Annotated in this window: 13 protein-coding genes; 8 read left to right on the top strand and 5 right to left on the bottom strand. The window is 66.6% G+C overall.

Annotation, left to right across the window (positions count from 1 at the left end; all coding sequences use genetic code 11):
• Window positions 1–81: 81 nt before the first annotated feature.
• Window positions 82–3,540, top strand: a complete 3,459-nt coding sequence (locus tag ACT3T9_RS03855; protein ID WP_444606068.1) for a bifunctional proline dehydrogenase/L-glutamate gamma-semialdehyde dehydrogenase — start codon at window positions 82–84, stop codon at window positions 3,538–3,540.
• A gap of 149 nt (window positions 3,541–3,689) precedes the next feature.
• Here the strand turns inward: ACT3T9_RS03855 and ACT3T9_RS03850 are convergent, their stop codons facing one another.
• The gene (locus ACT3T9_RS03850; protein WP_444605998.1) at window positions 3,690–4,052 is read right to left on the bottom strand and encodes a hypothetical protein; all 363 of its coding nucleotides are present in this window, start codon (window positions 4,050–4,052) and stop codon (window positions 3,690–3,692) included.
• 163 nt (window positions 4,053–4,215) lie between these two features.
• On the opposite strand from ACT3T9_RS03850, the gene ACT3T9_RS03845 reads away from it, so the two are divergent.
• A complete protein-coding gene (locus tag ACT3T9_RS03845) occupies window positions 4,216–5,463 on the top strand; it encodes an IS256 family transposase (RefSeq protein ID WP_444605996.1) in 1,248 nt (415 codons plus the stop codon).
• Between the two features lie 1,646 nt (window positions 5,464–7,109).
• Here the strand turns inward: ACT3T9_RS03845 and ACT3T9_RS03840 are convergent.
• Entirely contained in the window at window positions 7,110–7,475 is a 366-nt protein-coding gene (locus ACT3T9_RS03840) for a hypothetical protein (RefSeq protein WP_444605997.1), read from the bottom strand.
• Between the two features lie 279 nt (window positions 7,476–7,754).
• On the opposite strand from ACT3T9_RS03840, the gene ACT3T9_RS03835 reads away from it, so the two are divergent.
• The 4 genes from ACT3T9_RS03835 (at window position 7,755) to ACT3T9_RS03820 (ending at window position 10,282) form a co-directional block, all read left to right on the top strand.
• A complete protein-coding gene (locus ACT3T9_RS03835; protein ID WP_345078164.1) occupies window positions 7,755–8,276 on the top strand; it encodes a hypothetical protein in 522 nt (173 codons plus the stop codon).
• 219 nt (window positions 8,277–8,495) lie between these two features.
• Window positions 8,496–8,771 carry a hypothetical protein gene (locus tag ACT3T9_RS03830; protein ID WP_345078161.1) on the top strand — a complete coding sequence of 92 codons (276 nt, stop codon included), beginning with the start codon at window positions 8,496–8,498 and terminating at the stop codon, window positions 8,769–8,771.
• A 180-nt stretch (window positions 8,772–8,951) separates the two neighbouring features.
• Window positions 8,952–9,524 (top strand): recombinase family protein, encoded by a 573-nt coding sequence (locus ACT3T9_RS03825; RefSeq protein WP_345078158.1) that lies wholly within the window; start codon window positions 8,952–8,954, stop codon window positions 9,522–9,524.
• A 125-nt stretch (window positions 9,525–9,649) separates the two neighbouring features.
• The gene (locus ACT3T9_RS03820) at window positions 9,650–10,282 is read left to right on the top strand and encodes a recombinase family protein (protein ID WP_345078155.1); all 633 of its coding nucleotides are present in this window, start codon (window positions 9,650–9,652) and stop codon (window positions 10,280–10,282) included.
• A gap of 936 nt (window positions 10,283–11,218) precedes the next feature.
• On the opposite strand, the gene ACT3T9_RS03815 is transcribed toward ACT3T9_RS03820, so the two are convergent.
• Window positions 11,219–11,941 carry a hypothetical protein gene (locus ACT3T9_RS03815; protein WP_444592682.1) on the bottom strand — a complete coding sequence of 241 codons (723 nt, stop codon included), beginning with the start codon at window positions 11,939–11,941 and terminating at the stop codon, window positions 11,219–11,221.
• A gap of 326 nt (window positions 11,942–12,267) precedes the next feature.
• Here ACT3T9_RS03815 and ACT3T9_RS03810 point away from each other — a divergent pair, with 326 nt between their 5' ends.
• Window positions 12,268–13,515, top strand: a complete 1,248-nt coding sequence (locus tag ACT3T9_RS03810; protein WP_444605996.1) for an IS256 family transposase — start codon at window positions 12,268–12,270, stop codon at window positions 13,513–13,515.
• Between the two features lie 895 nt (window positions 13,516–14,410).
• Here ACT3T9_RS03810 and ACT3T9_RS03805 read toward each other — a convergent pair.
• A complete protein-coding gene (locus ACT3T9_RS03805; RefSeq protein WP_441442897.1) occupies window positions 14,411–15,799 on the bottom strand; it encodes a UTP--glucose-1-phosphate uridylyltransferase in 1,389 nt (462 codons plus the stop codon).
• 60 nt (window positions 15,800–15,859) lie between these two features.
• A complete protein-coding gene (locus ACT3T9_RS03800; protein WP_444592539.1) occupies window positions 15,860–17,374 on the bottom strand; it encodes an ATP-binding cassette domain-containing protein in 1,515 nt (504 codons plus the stop codon).
• A gap of 542 nt (window positions 17,375–17,916) precedes the next feature.
• Here ACT3T9_RS03800 and metG point away from each other — a divergent pair.
• Window positions 17,917–19,716, top strand: a complete 1,800-nt coding sequence (gene metG, locus ACT3T9_RS03795) for a methionine--tRNA ligase (protein ID WP_441442895.1) — start codon at window positions 17,917–17,919, stop codon at window positions 19,714–19,716.
• Window positions 19,717–19,779 lie beyond the last annotated feature (63 nt).

Genomic DNA, 19,779 nt, shown 5'->3' with positions numbered 1-19,779 from the left:
GACACGCTCGGCGAGGACCTACGATCAGAGGACCGCAACGCCGCCGTGATCAGTAACGAGAAGGAGACTTCGTTGTCCCCCGTGCCCCCGTCACAGTCCCCGCTCGATGACTCCCCCGCCACCTCCCTGACCGTGGAGGAGGTCGCGGCGCAGGTCCGCAGCTGGGTGCATGCTGCAGCGCTCCGTCCGGTGCCGGGGCCCGCGAGGATGCTCTCCGATCTGCTGAGAGACCCGAAAGGGCTGGATTTCACCCTCGCCTTCGTCGATCGCGTGATCCGGCCCGAGGATCCGCGCGCCGCAGCCGTGGAGCTCCGCCGCCTCGCCCAGGACCCGCCGGCCTTCCTGCCGGCGCCGCTGCGCCGGGTGCTGGGGCTCGGCGGCGTCGCCTCCTCCCTCGCTCCGAGCGTGGTGGTGCCCACCGCTCAGGCCGCGATGCGTCGCATGGTCGGCCACCTCATCCTCGATGCCCGCCCCCGCCAGCTGGGAGCCTCGATCGCACGCCTCACCGCCGACGGCACCGAGCTCAACATCAATCTGCTCGGCGAAGCGGTGCTCGGCGCGCAGGAGGCCTCCCGCCGGATGCAGGGGCTCCGTGAGCTGGTGGCCCGCCCGGACATCGACTACGTCTCGATCAAGGTCTCCTCGCTCGTGGACCATCTGCCGCTCTGGGCCACCGCCGAGACGGTAGACCACACGGTCGAGACACTGCTTCCCCTCTACCTCGATGCCGCCCGCCGGGAGCAGCCCACCTTCCTGAACATGGACATGGAGGAGTACCGGGATCTCGAGCTGACCCTGCAGGTCTTCGAGAAGCTCCTGGACCGTCCCGAGCTCGAGCACCTCCACGCGGGCATCGTGCTGCAGGCCTACCTGCCCGATGCGCCCTCCGCGATGGCCCGGGTGCGGCGCTTCGCCGAGCGGCGGGTGGCGGCCGGGGGTGCTCCGATCAAGGTGCGCCTGGTCAAGGGCGCGAACCTGGCGATGGAGCAGGTCGAGGCTTCGGTGCACGGCTGGAGGCAGGCGCCGCTGCTGTCGAAGGAGGAGACCGACGCGCAGTACAAGCGGATGCTGCTCGAGGCGCTGCACCCCAGCCGACTGGACGCGGTCCACCTGGGCATCGCCGGCCACAACCTCTTCGACGTCGCCTTCGCGCACCTGCTGATGCGCGAGCGAGACATCGGTGCCGGTCCCGGCCACGGCGTGGAGTTCGAGATGCTCGCCGGGATGGCCCCTGGGCAGCAGGCCGTGGTGCGCGAGGCCACCGGCACGATGCGTCTGTACGTGCCGATCGTGCACCCGCGCCACTTCGACGTCGCCGTCTCTTACCTGGTGCGCCGTCTCGAGGAGAATGCCTCCTCGCAGAACTTCCTGTCCGCCGCGTTCGAGCTGGACACCTCCGAGGAGCTCTTCGAGCGGGAGCGGCAGCGGTTCACCGGCGCCCTGGAGCGGGCGCTGCGGGAGACCTCCCTGCCCACCCATCGGGACCAGGACCGCATCGCCGAGGTCGTGGGGGGTCGGGGCGTGCTGCAGCTGGGCTCCCCCGGCCTGCCGGCGGTGCCCGGCGCCTTCCGCAATACCCCCGACACCGACCTCTCGACCCCCGCGAACCAGCAGTGGGCCGCGCAGCTCACCCATCGCATCCGCGGCTCTGAGATCGGCGACGAGGAAGCCCGCGCCGCGCGACTCACCACCGTGGAGGCCGTCACGTCGACCATCTCCCGCGCCCTGACCGCACAGCCTTCCTGGGTGGGTCTGGGAGTGGAGAAGCGCGCCGGGATCCTGCGCCGAGTGGCGGGCACCCTCGCTGCGCATCGGGCCGAGCTGCTCGAGGTGATGGCGGCGGAGACCGGCAAGACCCTCGAGCAGGGCGATCCGGAGGTCAGCGAAGCGATCGACTTCGCGCTCTATTACGCCGAACAGGCCGAGCAGCTCGCCCGGCAGGGCGATCTGCAGGCCACGGCCCGGCCGCTGACACTGGTCACCCCGCCCTGGAACTTCCCGGTCGCGATCCCCACCGGCGGCGCTCTCGCCGCACTCGTGACCGGCAGCAGCGTGATCATGAAGCCCGCTCCGCAGGCTCGTCGCTGCGGCGCACTGATAGGCAGGCTTCTCCACGAGGCCGGTGTCCCCCAGGACGTCTTCACCCTGGTCGATGTGCCGGAGGACGAGGTGGGCCGAGCGCTGATCTCGGACCCGCGGATCGATCAGCTGATCCTCACCGGTGCCTCAGACACCGCCACACTGTTCGCCTCCTGGCGGCCCGAGCTGCGGATCCTCGCCGAGACCAGCGGCAAGAACTCGATCATCGTCAGCCCGCAGGCGGATCTCGACCTGGCAGCCCGCGATGTCGCAGCCAGCGCCTTCGGCCACGCCGGCCAGAAGTGCTCCGCCGCTTCCCTGGTGATCACCGTAGGATCCGTGACCACCTCGCGGCGCTTCACCGCACAGCTCGCCGACGCGGTGCTGAGCCTGCACGTGGGCCGGCCCACCGACCCGACCGCACAGATGGGCCCCGTGGTCGAGGCCCCCGGTGAGAAGCTCCGCTCGGGGCTGACCGAGCTCGCGGACGGTGAGGCCTGGCTCTCCCGACCCCGCCAGCTGGATGACTCCGGCACCCTGTTCTCCCCGGGCGTGCGCACCGGTGTCGAGGAGGGCTCCGCCTTCCACCTCACCGAATACTTCGGACCGGTGCTCGGGGTCATCCACGCCGAGTCCCTCGAGGAGGCGGTGCGGATCCAGAACGGCACCGCCTTCGGGCTCACCGCCGGGCTCCATTCGCTCGAGCCCGCCGAGGTCGCCTGGTGGACGGAGCACGTCGAGGCCGGGAACCTCTACGTGAACCGGGGTATCACCGGGGCGATCGTGGAACGGCAGCCCTTCGGCGGCTGGAAGCGCTCGGCCATCGGCCAGACCGCGAAGGCGGGCGGGCCGAACTATCTGGTCCACCTGATGGACTGGGCCGACGCCCCCGCCACCTCCGACGCGCTGTCCGACCCAGAGACCTGGCTGGCCTCGGCACGACACAGCGACCGCGAGCACTTCTCGAGCACTTTCGCTCCCCGCGACGTGCAGGAGCTGCACGGGGAGATCAACGTGCTGCGCTACCTGCCGCTCCCGGTGCTGATCCGCGCCGCCTCCGGCGCAGCCCCGCAGGAGCTCGAGCGGGTGCTGCATGCCGCAGCGACCGTCGGCGCCGAGGTGGAGGTCTCCGTCGCGGACCATGAGCTGGTCTCCGTCGCCGAAGCGGCGGGTACCGCGGTCACGCTCGAGGACAGCGTCGCCTTCGCAGGTCGCATCCCCGCCCTCACCCAGTCCCGCATCCGTCTGATCGGCGAGCCCGACGCGGCGCTGCGCCGGGCGATCGCGGAGCACATCGAGGTGGCACTGTTCACCGGAGTGGTGGTCTCCAGCGGACGGATCGAGTTGCTCCCGTTCCTGCACGAGCAGGCGATCAGCGCCACGGATCACCGCTACGGCAATCCGCTCCCCCACCCGCTGGATCTCACCGGCGGCCAGGGCTGGGCCCGCGGCCGGGACTGAGCCCCGACCCAGCACGCAGCTCGCACCCGGCTCGCGTCGTCTCGCGCCGATTCGGCCCCCTCCGGCCCCGGCTCGCGTCGAGATCGACGTTCGGTACAGATTGCAACAAGCATCCTGCTCCGTACGTCGATCTCGGTGCTTCGCCGTGGTCACGCCGACGCCGTCCAGCCCTGCCGAAGCAAGGCGTCGCGGACACGGTCCACGGCCTTGCGACAGCCGTACTGAAGATCCTCAGCCGTGGTGCGCACCTCGACCCATCCTGCCCGGGCCCGCCGCTCGCCCCTGGCGATGTCCTTCGCCTGCTGCTCCGGAGTGAGATGAGTGGGCCCGTCGTGCTCGAGCGCGACCCGCCACGTCGGCCAGTGCAGATCGGGCTGGCCGAGATCGATCCCGGCCCCGAGCCTGTCGACTCCACCGACCGGGCGCACATTCGCCAGCGGTTCCGGGAGCCCGGCCCTGACCAGGGCGAGCCGCAGCGTGGTCTCGGCGGGCGAATCGCTGTCGCGACGCACCTGCGCTACCGCCGCCTGGAGCCTGCGGGCACCCCTTCCGTGGAAGTTGAGTCCCGCATAGTGGTGTAGCGCGGTGGCCCCGTGATCGTCTCTGACGAGGACGCGGCCACCGTGTGATCCTTCGAGTCAACCTTCCACAGAATCCTCGAACGGAGTCATCACGATGACCGCTCCTCATATTGTCGACCCTCACGGCCTGCTCGGTGAAGCCCTGGCCGAAGCCTCCCCGGATCTGATGCGCACGATGCTGCAAAGGATCATCAACGAGCTGCTGTCCGCGGACGCTGACGCGGTCGCCGGCGCGGAATACGGCCGACCCAGCCCCGAGCGGGTCGCTCAGCGCAACGGCTACCGCCACCGCGACCTCGACACCCGCGTCGGCACGATCGACGTCGCCGTCCCCAAGCTCCGCACCGGCACCTACTTCCCCGAGTGGCTGCTCGAGCGCCGCAAACGCGCCGAATCCGCCCTGATCACCGTGGTCGCGGACTGCTACCTCGCCGGCGTCTCCACCCGCCGAATGGACAAACTCGTCAAGACCCTCGGCATCAACAGCCTCTCGAAGTCCCAGGTCAGCCGCATGGCAGCCGATCTGGACGAGCACGTCGAGCAGTTCCGCCACCGCCCCCTGGACGAGGCCGGGCCGTTCACGTTCGTCTCCGCCGACGCACTGACGATGAAGGTCCGCGAGGGCGGACGAGTCATCAACGCCGTCGTCCTGCTCGCCACCGGCGTCAACGGCGACGGCCACCGCGAAGTCCTCGGCATCCGGGTCGCGACCAGCGAGACCGGCGCGGCCTGGAACAGCTTCTTCGCCGACCTGGTCGCCCGCGGCCTGGGCGGAGTCCGCCTGGTCACCTCCGACGCGCATGCGGGGCTGGTCGAGGCGATCGCCGCTCACCTGCCCGGAGCGTCCTGGCAGCGCTGCCACACCCACTACGCCGCGAATCTGATGAGCATCTGCCCCAAGGGCATGTGGCCAGCCGTGAAAGCGATGCTGCACAGCGTCTATGACCAGCCCGACGCCGCGGCCGTGAATGCGCAGTTCGAGCGTCTGCTGGACTACGTCGGTGAGAAGCTCCCGGCCGTGGCCGAGCACCTCGATGCCGCCCGCGCAGACGTCCTCGCGTTCACCGCGTTTCCGAAGGATGTGTGGGTCCAGATCTGGTCGAACAACCCCACCGAGCGTCTGAACCGCGAGATCCGCCGCCGCACCGACTCGGTGGGCATCTTCCCCTCCCGCGAGGCGATCGTCCGCCTCGTCGGCGCGGTCCTGGCCGAGCAGACCGATGAATGGGCCGAAGGACGCCGCTACCTCGGCCTCGACGTCCTCGCCCGCTGCCGCCTCACCCTCACCACCAATCCCGTGAACGAGGTGAGCACCGATGCACTTCCCGCGCTGACAGCCTGATCCCTATCGCCGAAGGATCGCTACACCACTTCCGGGGACTTGACCGGTACAGTCCGCCTAAGCGCAACGAAGCGCCCGGGACTTGTAGCTAGCGAAGGTTACCAGCCCGGAAGAGGGGAGAATCATGCAGAGTGGCAGTGGAGGGCCTTTGACACGGCGCCAGAGGAAGCTTACTTCGCTATTAGTAGCGCATGTCATCTTAGTAGCCCCGCTATTAATGGCCGCCCCATCTTTTGCGGCACCTGCGATTCCTGGCGCAGGCTCGGGAAGTGCGACCGTCTCAGCCTCAGTGAACTCGTCTCAGGATGACTTTGACGCAGCCGTGCAAGAGTATGTGGTAACCGAAGGTGGAATAATCGCCTTCGACACTGATCGAGCCCTCTCCGAAGGGGCTTCGCCGGACGTGCTTCAAGCGGGGGCTATACTAACTGACTTATCGGAAGCGTACGCTACCGAGGAGGCAGGGGGCGTATCTGCAAGGAAGCTAGGTATCCCTATTTGGGGGAACTGGTGCGGCCCCGGGCATGGTGGAGGAATCGCCAAGGACCTCCTTGATAGCGCTTGCCGCACCCATGATAGGTGCTACGCCTCAAACGGATACTTCAACTGCTCCTGCGACCGCGCCCTCATTGCCACCATTAATCGCACTTACAACCGTATGCATACGACCGAGAAGATCGCAGCAACCGCCGTGAAAACGTATTTCGCGGCCCAAATCGCCGTAAAATGCTAGCAGTGGAGGATGGCATGTCCGACAAAAGTGCGACAACTCCGAATGGCGCGCAATCACGAAAACAGATGGCTACCATTTCAACCTTGAGTATAGCTGCGATTTCGTTGGCGTTATGCGTATTGTCTCCACTCGCGAACAGTCTCGCTTTCCTTTTTGTTCCCCTCCTCGGGATAGTTACAGTTTGCTTGGGCATATATGCCAGATCCTGGTGGATGTGCCTAGTAGGTGTGGTCGAAATAATTTCGCCAGCCTTTACCATTTACTTGACGTACTACGCCCTTTCGCTGGGCGCTTAAACAAGAAAGCGAAGGCTTCGAGAATGCCAACTCGATCACGATCTATGCGCGTAGCCGCAACGGCGTTGCTGTCTCTCAGCCTGTGGACCGGGATGGTTGGTCTGGCCCATGCGGATCAGGTCAAAACCACAACCGTCAGCACAGCAACCTCTAGCGGGTGTACGGGCAAGCTAATAAAGAGAACGGAGCGACTATATAGCGTCGAACACGGCTATTACACCGGAACATCCTTCTACGCAACGGTCTCATGCCCCACTCTTGCTGCTGGCAAACAGGCTCGTGCGCGAGCTCATTGTTCCGGTCTGGATCGATACACGAGCTGGGCAATACGCGGAGAATCATGGCAGTCGGGAAATTGTTTCGGCTCTGGCGCCTCCGCCAGTAAAGTCTCCCTAGAGTTCAGATAGCACAGTTCTCCCGATCGTAACGCCAGGGGCCGCACCTGTTGGGGGCGGCCTCTGGCGTCTACGAGGACCCCACTCGGCTCGCAACCCCAAACATCACAACCGCCGAACAGCTTCGTGCGGCAGCCGACGACCAAGCCGCGGAACGCGCCTGGAGGTCAGCAATCCCTAAACGGTCGGTTCAGGGGTGAACCGCGAACGCACCAAAGATGCTCACAGGGGCCCTTGTGGAATCCGGGGGTCAGGCACCAAATTGACGGGTATGCCAGACACCATGAAGGCGACCGCAACAGCTCCCGCAATGAGGCCCACTATTGCCCACGTTCTCCCGCTGTCCCGGGTACGCAGGCTGGCCGTGCCGAGCCCAAGGGCGAGAACGACGCAGATCAACCCTGGAATAAACGGGATCAGCATGAGGCCGTCCGCCGTCCCGTGCCCGTTGAACACATAGAACGAATACAGCTCTTGCCGCGCTAGTTGCCCCCAGACCGTGAGTGCGACCCCGAGACCGCCTGCGGTGGTTGACATGATGCCGAGGATGTCGAGCTTCCGTGAGTCGATCGAAAGGGTGACGCTCATCAATCCAGGCTAGCCGAGTGCGATCCGCAGCCCGCGTCATAAACGGTCCATTGCGGCACATCAGCAGCAGGGCCGCCGGCGCTTCGTTGTCGCATATGAAGATGCTCCACAATCCTGGACCGAAACTTGTCACGCGAGGTGCGCAGCCCTGCCGCGTTAGTGGCGCCCGTCACCCCGGGCCGGTACTGTTGGCAGATTCAGCACAACGCCTGGCCCACGCTCGAAATACCGAGATGGGACACCGACGCAGTCCGAATGCCGTCTGGAGGTGCCGTACAGATGTCCTCGCAGAGACTTCCCCGCCACCGCACTGCTGCTGTCATCGCCGGAGCGGCCGCGCTACTGGTCACCGGCATGACCACTGGCTTCCTGATCGCTGGGAGCGGTCCCACCACGCCCAGCCAGGCAGCACCCGTCGTGGCCAGTCCCGCCACCGAGCCGGCACCCGACGCGGAGGCAGAGCCCGCCGCCGATGAGGGCGCGCCGAGTCCAAGCTTCCCCACGAACGCGAACGGCCAGACCTACGGCTCCTCTTCTGATGTGGAATCGTACGACGCCATGCCAGACCTCGTTGCGGTAGAGATGCCCGACGGTGCGGTCGGCTACATCTATGCGGAGGAGCTGATCCGCCTCGAAGGCGGGCACGTCAACTCGCCGGAAGAGGCACTCGAGTGGAACGAGACCGTGAAAAACATGGCGACAGAGACCAACGACGAGGGCCTCGCCTATATCCCCATCACGGCCTACCAGGCCGATGGCGTGACCGAGATTGGCACCTGGGAAGGTCTCAACGGGGGCTGAGCACTGAAGTGCCAGTAATTGCGTCCCGGACGGAGCTCGCGCTGCCCAAAGGGTGGCTGGCCAGCTGTCATCGGAACGTCTCGCTGAGGTATACCCAAACGAGACGGCCGCCGGCGGAGTATCGCTTGTGGATGTGAACGCTGAGTGGCGGTTGTCTGTGACAGCTCGCTGGCGTCATCGAGGTCGCCAAGGCTCCCTCCCGGCTGCACACTGGCTGGCATGAAACCGATCCAGGTGCGACTGATGAACGACTACACCGCTGAATGGCCCCTTTGGACCGACGGCTTGACCGATGAGAGCGACTGGGAACTCTCCCAGCCACTGAAGCGGCGACTGACGGCTTGGGCGGCCTTCTTCAATGCGCACTACGACTGGGAGCGCGGCTGGGACTCTTCCGCGGCGGGTGCGGAGCACCGAGCCGAAGGCATCGAGCTGCACCGTCTTCTGGTGGCCGAGCTCGGGCCGGCCTACGACGTAGAGCTCATGCTGGACTAGTGGCCCTCGCGGGCAGCTGGCGAAGCGAACAGCTGCAGTGAGCAATCGCCCGATAGGGGATCCTTCACCGTATGTCGAGCGAGCGTCCTCCTCGACGCCTCTTTACGAGGGGTCGTCATGTACGCAAGACCCGTACGGTGACGTGAGCGGTGAGGGGAGGTTAACTGCAACAATGTCGACATGCATGTCGGCTACGCGCGCGTCTCGACCCTCGAGCAAGATCTCTCCGCCCAACGAGAGGCGCTCGAGCGCCTCGGAGTCGAGGGCAAAAACATCTACTTCGACCACGGCCTGACCGGAACGAACCGCGCCCGGCCCGGGCTCCGCGAGGCACTGGCCGCGACCCGGGACGGCGACACCCTGGTGGTCGCCAAGCTCGACCGGCTGGCCCGCTCACTCCCCGATGCGAGGGACATCGCCGACGAACTCACCATCAAGGGAGTGGCGCTCAGTCTCGGCGGCAGCGTCTACGACCCCAATGACGCCGTGGGCCGGCTGCTCTTCAACGTGCTCGGCATGGTGGCCGAGTTCGAGGCGGACCTCATCCGTCTGCGCACCCGCGAGGGTATGGCCATCGCCAGATCCAAGGGCAAGCTCAAAGGCAAGAAGCCCAAGCTCTCGCCCTCTCAGCGCAAGCACCTACTGACCTTGCACACGGCTGGCGAGCACACCCAGGCCGAGCTCGCCGAGCTGTTCAACGTCTCCCGCACCACCATCTACCGCGAGCTGCGCCGCACCACGACCACCTCCTGACCGCCCATGCCCCGCCACTGAGCGAGCACAGAACCGCGCCACTGAGCCATCACATCCACATATCGCTCCTGTTCCACAGGGTCCAATAGCGGCTTTTGGCACATGTCTCGGCTAGGGTCTAGAACATGAGTGACACACATCGGACCCTGGGACAGCGCGTCGCCTACCTCCGGGTTTCGTCGGCTGGCCAAAACCTCGCGCGGCAGCTCGAAGCGGTGGGGGAGTGCGACCAGACCTTCACTGAGAAGCAGTCCGGCAAGAGCGCGGTCGACCGCCCACAGCTGCAGGCGCTGATCCGGCACGTCCGCCACGGCGACCATGTCGTGGTCGCCTCTATGGACCGTCTCGCCCGCTCGGTGATCGACCTCAACGACATCGTCCAGCAGATCACCGGCGACCCGACCGAACACACCGATCAGCACCCCAGGAAGGGTGCGAGCATCGAGTTCCTCAAGGAGCGACTCACCTTCGCCCCGGGCGACACGGACCCGATGGCCTCGTTTCAGCTGAACATGATGGGCGCGTTCGCTCAGTTCGAGCGTGAGCTCATCCGCCAGCGCCAGACCGAGGGCATCGCCGCGGCGAAGAAGCGTGGGGTTTACAAGGGCCGGCCCCGCACCCTCGAGAGCGACCAGATCCGCTCCGTCCGCAACGCCGCCCTGGCCGGCACGCCTAAGGTGCAAATCGCGCGTGACCACGGAATCAGCCGATCCACGCTGTACCGCTACCTCGAGCAACCAGAACTACCCCTGGGCTGATGGCCAGTTAAGCAAAGACCTTCCGCGTCGCGAACGTCGCATAGAATAGTTGCTTAAGAGCGGAGCTTCACCCCTTTCGCGCTAAGCTCTCTCCGTCCAGCGTCGCCGGTAATCATGAGCAAGAGGAGCTGACGCGCGTGAAGCGATTCGGGCCATTGGAGGAAACTCCGGCGGGCTTAGCTCTCGGCGATCCTGGCCGACACTTCCTACTCCTCACCCCCCTCTCCGTTTCCCACCACGAACGAGAGCAACGCCTTTGGGGGGAGCCATGGGAAGCTCTCAAGTCGATTTATATAGACATGCCGTCGTCTCGCTTTGCATTTTCGAAAGCGATGTCCGACCTCGCCTACGTAACCCTTATCGCAGCAATCCAGGATGACCCAGGGTTTACCCCAAAGGACGGCGCCGCTCTAGTTACGACTCGTGACCACGCTGAGAGATCTCTGGCGCTGAGTCCACATCATTTCCGGGGCTATTGGTATCGAAGCCTCGAAAGTACCCAGAAGATGGTTAACCACCTGCTAGTCGTGCCTGAGAGCCGGACACTGCTAAGCAAGCCCGGAGCGGTGATCGGGTCCGTCTACGCGGCCGCTCACGCAAAATAATCTCCCCGCTCTCCCGATTAAGGAAAAGTGAGTTCGGAAGCCTATGTCCGGCGTTTCTGGATCTGCCGGGATAAGCGCTTCTGGTCACGATGGAGTCGCCACCAACTAGCAGTATTCCGAAACTGGATCTGGCCCAGCTCTTCGAGACTGGGCAAGCCTCTTTCGGACAGCTCTCTCGAAAGTGCTTTTTGGTCTTTCCCGTTGCGTTCTTCGACCAGCTTCTGGGCCTCTACTACACGCTCTGAGGCGAGTGGATGAGCTGAAATACGTTCCTCCACTTCGCGCAACTGTCCTTCCAGCTCGGGCACGCTTCGTCGACGAAACATGACTATCACTTCATGAAGACGCAGGCGACGGCCCCTCGGCCGAAGGCGGCCAGGATGGAATAGGGCGTTCCCAACTGCGCGATACGGGTGATGTCAGGACTCTTGAGGCCGATCCCTACCAGGCACCTAACCATCCACGGGGCCAGGACGATCGGGTCGGAGACCACCGGATAGGTGACATCCTCATCGGACGTATGATCAGCGACCTGAGTCAGGGTCGAGCCGTTGACCTCGAACCACGTCTCAACTTCCTTACCCTCCGCGTCACTAGCCCACGGCTCCCCGAAGGCTAGTACCGTCTCGCCGGCAGAGTCCACGACGACTGCCGCCCCGCTGGGGACCAGCTCCAGGGTTTCACCCACACTGAGATCGATCTCGTAAGCGAACGTCGAGGATGCACCCTCATTGGCGATCGTAGTCAACATCTGCACACCTTGCTCAGTGACCACCACTGCATTGGCACTATCCTCGCCTGGATACGCAAACGTTCCGTCTTCGAGCACTTCAACCGGCTCAGCGCTGTTCGCATGTGGCAACTGGATGCTCAGAGCTTCACCCTCCGAACTGCGGAGGCTAACGCCTTCGGCGGGGCTACTAGAGACTTCGACGCTCCCTCCCCCAATGGGGACCGAGTGGCTTGATCCAGCCAACCCATGCGTTTCGGATTCGACCGGCACGGCCAGCAATCCGGGGTTCACCTCCTCCAGATTCTGGAGAGACTCTTCCACGCTCTGCGCGGATGCAGCATCCGTCGCGGGCTGTTCGGCGGATGCCAGACCCGCTCCCGCAAGGACCATCGCCCCGGCGACTGTGAATGAAGTTAGCGCGGCCAAGCTTCGGCACATATCGCTGGTAAGTGATCGCGTCATCGTGATCCCGCCCCTGTATCGCAACCTGAAAACACCTGTGTCATTGCCCTACACCGTACCGATACGAGTTGAGTCCCACATAGTGGTGTAGCGCGGTGGCCCCGTGATCGTCTCTGACGAGGACGCGGCCACCGTGTGATCCTTCGAGTCAACCTTCCACAGAATCCTCGAACGGAGTCATCACGATGACCGCTCCTCATATTGTCGACCCTCACGGCCTGCTCGGTGAAGCCCTGGCCGAAGCCTCCCCGGATCTGATGCGCACGATGCTGCAAAGGATCATCAACGAGCTGCTGTCCGCGGACGCTGACGCGGTCGCCGGCGCGGAATACGGCCGACCCAGCCCCGAGCGGGTCGCTCAGCGCAACGGCTACCGCCACCGCGACCTCGACACCCGCGTCGGCACGATCGACGTCGCCGTCCCCAAGCTCCGCACCGGCACCTACTTCCCCGAGTGGCTGCTCGAGCGCCGCAAACGCGCCGAATCCGCCCTGATCACCGTGGTCGCGGACTGCTACCTCGCCGGCGTCTCCACCCGCCGAATGGACAAACTCGTCAAGACCCTCGGCATCAACAGCCTCTCGAAGTCCCAGGTCAGCCGCATGGCAGCCGATCTGGACGAGCACGTCGAGCAGTTCCGCCACCGCCCCCTGGACGAGGCCGGGCCGTTCACGTTCGTCTCCGCCGACGCACTGACGATGAAGGTCCGCGAGGGCGGACGAGTCATCAACGCCGTCGTCCTGCTCGCCACCGGCGTCAACGGCGACGGCCACCGCGAAGTCCTCGGCATCCGGGTCGCGACCAGCGAGACCGGCGCGGCCTGGAACAGCTTCTTCGCCGACCTGGTCGCCCGCGGCCTGGGCGGAGTCCGCCTGGTCACCTCCGACGCGCATGCGGGGCTGGTCGAGGCGATCGCCGCTCACCTGCCCGGAGCGTCCTGGCAGCGCTGCCACACCCACTACGCCGCGAATCTGATGAGCATCTGCCCCAAGGGCATGTGGCCAGCCGTGAAAGCGATGCTGCACAGCGTCTATGACCAGCCCGACGCCGCGGCCGTGAATGCGCAGTTCGAGCGTCTGCTGGACTACGTCGGTGAGAAGCTCCCGGCCGTGGCCGAGCACCTCGATGCCGCCCGCGCAGACGTCCTCGCGTTCACCGCGTTTCCGAAGGATGTGTGGGTCCAGATCTGGTCGAACAACCCCACCGAGCGTCTGAACCGCGAGATCCGCCGCCGCACCGACTCGGTGGGCATCTTCCCCTCCCGCGAGGCGATCGTCCGCCTCGTCGGCGCGGTCCTGGCCGAGCAGACCGATGAATGGGCCGAAGGACGCCGCTACCTCGGCCTCGACGTCCTCGCCCGCTGCCGCCTCACCCTCACCACCAATCCCGTGAACGAGGTGAGCACCGATGCACTTCCCGCGCTGACAGCCTGATCCCTATCGCCGAAGGATCGCTACACCACTTCCGGGGACTTGACCTCCGTGGAAGGAGCTGGCCGCCTCGAGCAGCTCCTCGAGAGCCGCATAGGGGACCGACCGCCCCTCGTACTCTGGCCGCGGCTGGCGGACCAGGTGATCTCCGATCGCGACGAGCGCCTCGTGGCGAAGCACCCCGGAGAGGTCGACAAGGGTGCGGATCCGACTCGTGACCTGCACTGCCGGCTGATGATCCAGCGACATCGGGGTGATCTCGAGACGACTCCACCGCACCAGCGCGGAACCTCGCCGTGGCGGTGCCTAGGATGCCAGATGGATCCGGATGTCCACCGTGCGGCCCCGGGGCCGGGGCACCGATCGGCCATTCACGCGTCGCGAGGTGAGCGGGACGCAGACCACCTCATCCGCCAGGACTCCAGGCAGCGGGATGCCCCAGAGTCGCGCGGCGGTGAGGCCCGCTGCGAAGGTGTCTCGATCCCGCCGACAGAACGCGGCGACGATGTCCGCCTCGGTGATTGGCCGCTCCGCCAGTGCCCAGAGTCCTCGGTCCAGTGATCTCACATCCGCTGCCCGGAGGCGAGACGCGGACACGCCCGCGTCCCGTGCTTCGGCGGTCGTGAAAACAGGGAAGGGAAGAGCAGGTGGGAGCGGACGTGGTCTGCCGGTCATCTCCACAGCATCGGCCCCCGACGCCGTAGACCCTATGACGCACCACAACCCGCAGGTGAGCGGCAGGACGTGGCGGATCCTCCACGAGGAGAGAGCGCTGGTGCCGCTGATCATCAGGCACAACGCTCACCGAGGTCCCAGTGCTCGGCGAGATCGACGTTCGGTACAACTTCGCTGACCGAATATGGTCCGAACGTCGATCTCGCGGCAGGGCCCGGAGGGGTCAGCCAGCAGTGGCGGTGCCGACGCGGGCCCCTTCGGGGACCTCGCCGCCCTCTTCGCCGAGCACGGCGTCGCCGATCACGGAGACATCGGCGCCGAAGGTCCAGTCGCCCTGCACATCCAGGCTGCTGGCCTCCTTGAGCGAGGGCACCCCATGCGGGAAGCGCGGCTCGAAGTCCTGGATCAGCTTGTAGGCACCGCTGTGCAGCGAGACCGCGGGCACCGTGTCCACCTGCTGCACGAGCGCGGCCCGCTCGTCGAGAGTGTAGGCGTCCGAGCGCACCAGCAGCAGATCGCTGGTCGCCTTGACCGGCAGGAAGCGGTCGCGGCCGACAACGATCGCGGTCGCGCCGTCGAACACCTCGATCGCCGCTCCCATCGCGGACTCGATCTGGTAGACGGGGGTGCTGGCTTTGTCGGCCGGATCCACCGTCTTCTCGTTGCGGATCAGGGGCAGGCCCATGATGCCGTCGCGTTCTGCGAGCACCGCGGCCATCTGCTCGAGGTCGAACCAGAGGTTGTTGGTGTGGAAGAACGGGTGGCGATGCTCATCGGTGAAGAAGTCCATCTCCTCCTCGGGGGTCTGCGCGGTATCGCGCAGGATGAGTCGGCCGTCGGACTTCCGCACCGCGAGGTGACCGCCCTTGCGATCGGCGGGGGTGCGACGGCACAGCTCTGCGGCATAGGGCGCGCCGGTGGAGGCGAACCAGGAGGCGATCACGGGGCTCGGCACGGTGCCGAGGTTGTCCGAGTTCGAGACGGAGGCGTACTTGAAGCCGGCGTCCAGCAGCTGCTGGAGCAGGCCGGAGGTCTGCAGCGCGGTGTAGATGTCGCCGTGGCCGGGCGGGCACCACTCGAGCGAGGGGTCCGCCTCCCAGTCCACGGGGGTGAGATCGTCCTTCCGCAGCTTCGGCTCCTTGTTCTGCAGGAAGTCCAGGGGCAGGTCGCCGACGGGCAGGTCGGGATACTTCGCGAGCACCTCGAGGGTGTCCTCGCGGGTGCGGAAGGAGTTCATGAAGATCAGAGGCAGGCGGGAGCCGGTGCCGCGACGCGCGGCGAGGACCTGTTCGACGATGATGTCGAGGAAGCTCTTGCCATCGCGCACGGGCAGCAGCGACTTCGCCTGGTCCAGGCCCATCGAGGTGCCGAGCCCGCCGTTGAGGTTGATGATCGCCAGCTGGTCGAAGACCTGCTTGGCGTGACCGACGTCGATCTTCACGTCCTCGAGCAGCGGGGGATCGAGATAGGGGTCGATCGTGTCCTCAGGGATGGTGCCCGTGACGCCCTGCGCGAGCTGCTCGTAATAGTGGGAGAAGACGTCGATCGCAGTCTGTGCGACCCCTTCATCGGCCATCTTCTGCTGCGCGGCGGCGAGTCCTTCGTTGCTCATGGCACCAGCGTATCGGGGCGGACACCCTCTCTGCTGCGTCCACCCCGATCACCGGCAGCCTCAGCTCCCGAGCTCGAGCCGCGGCCAGTGCGCCAGCGCCCGCAGCACGGAGCGGTCGTGGGTCGCGACCACGACGGCCGACGGGGAGGCCTCGAGACCCTCGAGCAGGTCGTCGACCCCGCTGATGCCGAGGTGGTTGGTGGGCTCGTCCAGCAGCAGCACATCGGGACGCTCACGGAACAGCCCGGCCAGCGCTCGACGACGCCGCTCCCCCGGACTGCCGCGATGGACCCCGAGGGGTGCATCCTCCTGGGCGAGCAGCCCGAGTCGCGTCCGGCCGAGCACCCGCACGGATCCCGAGGTCGGCGCGAGCTCTCCCGCGAGCACCCGCAGCAGCGTCGTCTTGCCGGCGCCATTGGGGCCGACGACCAGCAGACGGTCCCCGCCCTCGAGCCGCAGCGTGGTCTCCCCCAGCCGGTCATCGACACGCACCGCGTCGGCCCGCAGCAGCGGCGTGCCGGCAGCGGTCCCCGCTGCCGAGAGGTGCAGTCGCGGCGGGGGCGGCGGCACGTCGAGGCGGTGCTCCTCGAGCCGGTCGATGCGTTCGTTCATCGCGCGCACGATGCCCGGGGCGCGGGACTGCCGCTGGTGTCTCCCGGTGCCCTTGTCCGGCCGCCACCCCGTGGAGAGGCGCGAGCGGGCGGCGTCAGCCTGCGAGCGCAGCCGGTCCTGTTGCTCCTGCTGGGCACGGTAGGCGTCCTCCCAGGCGGTGCGGTGGCGTCTCCTCGCCTCCTGCCATGCCTCGAGACCGCCGCTGACCAGCAGGGGCCGGGCATCGCGGGTGGGATCCAGGTCGAGGAACGCGGTGGCCACGTCTTCCAGCAGCGTCCGGTCGTGGGAGACGAGCGCGGCGGCGCCGGGATGCTCGCGCACGGCGCGGGCGAGGTGCTCGAGTCCTCGCGAGTCGAGGTGGTTGGTGGGCTCGTCCAGCAGCAGGAGGTCGTCGCGGGCGGCGATGACCCCGGCCAGGCGCACGCGGTAGCGCTGCCCGACCGACAGCGCTGCGAGCGGGCGGGCACGGTCGGTGACGGCCCCGACCTCCTCGAGCGCGACCTCCAATCGACGCAGTGCGTCCCAGGCATCCAGCGCGGTGACCAGGGCGAGCGCCTCGTCGTAGCGTTGCGCCGCCGCCACGGTGTCCTCGGTGAGCGCCGCGGCGGCGTCATCGAGCTCGCCCAGGGCTTCCAACGGGCGGGCGAGCAGCTCGTCAAACAGGTCACCGACGGTACGCAGGGCCTCGCCGTCGTCCGCGCCGGTGGCGAGCTCCTGCCGGACGATCCCGAGCGTGCCGTGGCGCTCGACGGTCCCGGCGTCGGGCTCGAGTATCCCGGCGAGGGCCTCGAGCAGGGTGGTCTTGCCGCGCCCGTTCTCGCCGACCACGGCGAGCCGTTCGCCGGGGGCCAGGGTGAGATCGACGTGGTCCAGGAGCACGCGGCCGCCGCGGGCCAGGCGCAGATCGCGGGCGCGCAGGTGCGCGGTGCCGGTGCTCGGCAGCGGGTGGGTGTGCTGAGTCATGTGGTGCCTTCCGGTGGTGGGGTGCACCGGGCATGGCGAAGTACCGCCCGGTGGAGGTCCGGACGACGGCGTGAGGGTGTGGTGGGGCGCCGCCGTCAGCGGCGGGCGCGGGGACGCGCGATCAGCATCGCGCTGGAGATTCGGCAGCACATGATTCCATCCTAGGCACACCCGACCGAAAGCGTCACGGGAATATCTCCTCCCTGTGTCACCCCTACGTTGACGGTCATGACTCCCTCCCTGCAGCAGTTGCGCGAGTTGGTCGACCAGCGCAGATCGAGCGCCGGGTGCTCGCCGAGCTGCGGAGATTCCGCGACCGGGGGAACGGCAGTATTCGTGTTGGCCAACGGCACTGACCGGGTCCCTGCGGAACTGCGCGAGCTCGGGCTCGACGGGTCCTCGGCACGGAGATGCTTCCCTCGCAGATCGTGCTGCTCGACGACTCCGAGGGACACGTGCGCGGTGCCGAGTCAGTCGGCTGGCAGGCAATCCTGCATCGCGCGGGCTAAGGGGCGCCCGCCCCTCCTCTAGAATCGACTGCTATGAGCACAGTCCTGTCCGCAGTCGCCTGGCCGTATGCCAATGGTCCCCGCCACATCGGCCACGTCGCCGGCTTCGGCGTCCCCTCCGATGTCTTTTCCCGCTACATGCGGATGGCCGGCCACGACGTGCTCATGGTCTCCGGCACCGATGAGCACGGCACCCCGATCCTGGTCGCCGCCGACTCCGAGGGCATCAGCGCTCGCGAGCTCGCCGATCGCAACAACCGCCTGATCGTCGAGGATCTGGTGGCACTGGGCCTGTCCTATGACCTGTTCACGCGCACCACCACCCGCAACCACTACCAGGTGGTGCAGGACATGTTCGTCACGGTGCGGGACAACGGCTACATGGTCGAGCAGGTCACCTCCGGCGCGATCTCCCCCTCGACAGGACGCACCCTGCCGGACCGCTACATCGAGGGCACCTGCCCGATCTGCGGTGCCGGCGGAGCGCGCGGCGACCAGTGCGACACCTGTGGCAACCAGCTGGACCCAACGGATCTCATCGACCCGGTCTCGCGCATCAACGGCGAGACCCCGAAGTTCATCGAGACCTCCCACTGGTTCCTCGACCTCCCGGCCCTGGCCGGGGAGCTGGGCCACTGGCTGGACGAGCGTGAGGCCACCGGGCTGTGGCGCCCGAACGTGATCCGCTTCAGCCAGAACATCCTCGAGGACATCCGGCCGCGGGCGATGACCCGAGACATCGACTGGGGCATCCCTGTGCCCGGCTGGGAGGACCAGCCGAACAAGCGTCTGTACGTCTGGTTCGACGCGGTGATCGGCTATCTCTCCGCCTCGATCGAGTGGGCGCGCCGGTCCGGTGACCCGGAGGCGTGGCGGACGTGGTGGAACGACCCCGAGACCCTCGCCTACTACTTCATGGGCAAGGACAACATCGTCTTCCATTCCCAGATCTGGCCGGCGGAGATGCTCGCCCAGAACGGGAAGGGCGACAAGGGCGGCGCGCCGGGGAAGTTCGGCGAGCTGAAGCTGCCCACCGAGGTGGTCTCCAGCGAGTTCCTCACCATGGAGGGGAAGAAGTTCTCCTCCTCCAAGGGGATCGTCATCTACGTCCGCGATGTGCTCGAGCGCTACCAGCCCGATGCCCTGCGCTACTTCATCTCCGCAGCAGGGCCGGAGACCCATGACGCGGACTTCACCTGGGTCGACTTCGTCTCCCGCACCAACAACGAGCTGGTCGCCGGCTGGGGCAACCTCGTCAACCGCACCGCCGCGATGATCGCGAAGAACGTCGGCGAGATCCCGGCCGCCGGGGAGTTCGAGGAGATCGACACCGCGCTGCTGGACCAGATCCGCGAGGGCTTCACGACCGTCGGCGGTCTCATCGAGGCGCACCGTCAGCGGGCGGCGATCGCCGAGATCATGCGCCTGGTGGGCGAGGCGAATGCGTACGTCTCCCGCACCGAGCCGTTCAAGATGAAGGCGGAGGAGCAGCGTCCCCGCCTGCTCACCGTGCTGCATGTGCTCGCCCAGGCCGTCACCGACCTGAACACCATGCTGGCCCCCTTCCTGCCGCAGTCCGCGAATGCGGTCGAGAAGGCGCTCGGTGGGACGCGCCAGATCGCACCGATGCCGCGCATCGACGAGGTCGAGGATCTCGACGGCGGGCCCGGCTACCCGATCATCACCGGGGATTACACGGACGTGCCCGCCTGGGGGCACCATCCCGTCGGCGTCGGCCAGCAGGTCGTCAAGCCCACCCCGATCTTCACCAAGCTCGACCCGGAGACGGCCGCGGCGGAGCTCGAGCGCCTCGAGGCCGCGGCAGAGGCCTGAGCCCGACATGTGACTCCCAGCCTTCTGTAGTCACACTTTCTCACCAAAGTGTTACTGCAGTGC

The organism is Brachybacterium sp. AOP29-B2-41, from assembly GCF_052378395.1.
GTDB lineage: Bacteria > Actinomycetota > Actinomycetes > Actinomycetales > Dermabacteraceae > Brachybacterium.
Note: the sequence above shows the minus strand (reverse complement) of the source record. Positions and strands in the feature narration are given on the sequence as shown.

Bases quoted from the DNA above. Each gene is read 5' to 3' on its own strand.
- ACT3T9_RS03835 (WP_345078164.1), top strand. From the start codon at position 7,755: ATGTCCTCGCAGAGACTTCCCCGCCACCGCACTGCTGCTGTCATCGCC.
- ACT3T9_RS03800 (WP_444592539.1), bottom strand. From the start codon at position 17,374: ATGACTCAGCACACCCACCCGCTGCCGAGCACCGGCACCGCGCACCTG.
- ACT3T9_RS03840 (WP_444605997.1), bottom strand. From the start codon at position 7,475: ATGAGCGTCACCCTTTCGATCGACTCACGGAAGCTCGACATCCTCGGC.
- ACT3T9_RS03820 (WP_345078155.1), top strand. From the start codon at position 9,650: ATGAGTGACACACATCGGACCCTGGGACAGCGCGTCGCCTACCTCCGG.
- ACT3T9_RS03845 (WP_444605996.1), top strand. From the start codon at position 4,216: ATGACCGCTCCTCATATTGTCGACCCTCACGGCCTGCTCGGTGAAGCC.
- ACT3T9_RS03810 (WP_444605996.1), top strand. From the start codon at position 12,268: ATGACCGCTCCTCATATTGTCGACCCTCACGGCCTGCTCGGTGAAGCC.
- ACT3T9_RS03805 (WP_441442897.1), bottom strand. From the start codon at position 15,799: ATGAGCAACGAAGGACTCGCCGCCGCGCAGCAGAAGATGGCCGATGAA.
- metG (WP_441442895.1), top strand. From the start codon at position 17,917: ATGAGCACAGTCCTGTCCGCAGTCGCCTGGCCGTATGCCAATGGTCCC.
- ACT3T9_RS03825 (WP_345078158.1), top strand. From the start codon at position 8,952: ATGCATGTCGGCTACGCGCGCGTCTCGACCCTCGAGCAAGATCTCTCC.
- ACT3T9_RS03830 (WP_345078161.1), top strand. From the start codon at position 8,496: ATGAAACCGATCCAGGTGCGACTGATGAACGACTACACCGCTGAATGG.